This is a genomic window from Protofrankia sp. Cr1 (genome assembly GCF_963555865.1).
Taxonomy (GTDB): domain Bacteria; phylum Actinomycetota; class Actinomycetes; order Frankiales; family Frankiaceae; genus Protofrankia.
In genome coordinates, this window is the sequence record NZ_CAUVXO010000671.1 from 1 (window position 1) to 1,057 (window position 1,057).

General features: G+C 63.9%; 2 protein-coding genes. Both read left to right on the plus strand.

What is annotated here, in order from left to right; genetic code table 11:
* Positions 1 to 264 precede the first annotated feature (264 nt).
* Complete coding sequence (locus U9980_RS27760) at positions 265 to 564, plus strand: type II toxin-antitoxin system Phd/YefM family antitoxin (protein WP_322770635.1); 300 nt, start codon at positions 265 to 267, stop codon at positions 562 to 564.
* The gene (locus U9980_RS27765; RefSeq protein WP_322770636.1) at positions 561 to 854 is read left to right on the plus strand and encodes a type II toxin-antitoxin system RelE/ParE family toxin; all 294 of its coding nucleotides are present in this window, start codon (positions 561 to 563) and stop codon (positions 852 to 854) included. The genes U9980_RS27760 and U9980_RS27765 overlap by 4 nt, the downstream gene beginning before the upstream one ends.
* The last annotated feature ends 203 nt before the right edge of the window (positions 855 to 1,057 follow it).

A 1,057-nucleotide genomic window follows, 5' to 3' on the forward strand; every position in this document is an offset into this window, starting at 1 on the left:
GCCCAGGCCCTGTCGACGCCGGTGTAACTGACGAAGAAGTCGTAGCGACCGCCGTCATCGGACGCCGCTGTGTCGGTGACCCCTGTGTCGGTTACCCCGCCCCCGTCAACCATGGGTAAAGAATGTCACGATACGCGCCCGGCCCGGCCAGGAGGAGCGCCCGTTACCGGAAGCTCGTCGACGCCGATTACGGTGACCATAATCCCAAAAAAGATCTTTTATGTGTAGTCTGAATTCAGACCTCTTCAGACTACACTTGTGACCATGACGATTGCTGCGACTCCCGTGCCGATGTCCGAGGCCAAGGCGCGCCTGTCCGAGCTGTCACGCCGGGTACGCACGCAGCACGAGCGGATCACGCTGACCCGCAACGGTGAGGCCGAAGCGGTCCTGCTGTCCGTCGACGATCTCGAAGGCCTCGAGATGACGTTGGAGATCCTCAGTGACTCGCAGGCCGTCGCTCGGATCACCGAAAGCCTCGCCGCGCTCGGACGCGGAGAGGAAGGGGTCGACCTCGCCACTATGCGTGCCGACCTGGCCCGTCGCCGAGCCACCGGCGCATGACGCCGGAGGACGACAAACCACCACAGTACGAGCTGCGCTTCCAACCCGCGGCGCGACGCAGCATCGCCCAGCGACTTCCCGAACCCGTGGCGGCAGCGGTACTGGAGTTCTGCGCCAGTGCACTGGCCGTCAACCCGCGTCGCGTCGGAAAGCCCCTTTTCGGCCCGCTCCTGGGCTGCCACGGCGCGCGGCGCGGGACATACCGCATTGTCTACCGGATCGACGAGGACGCACATACGGTCCACATTCTCGACGTCGACCACCGCGCGGACATCTATCGCACCCGCTGACTACAAATCCGAGTCGGATTGAAGTGGACGGAGGTGGGCCCGGTGGGAGCTGGCGCCGCGGTGGTGGAGACGGCCGGAGCAGATCTGAGGGATGATCGGCGTATGTTTGTCGTACGGCACGCTTTTCGGCCGAAAAAGCGTGCCTAGCAACAAACAAACGCTGATCTTTCTCGATGTCCGGTTGAATCGGCCAGCGTCCCGAC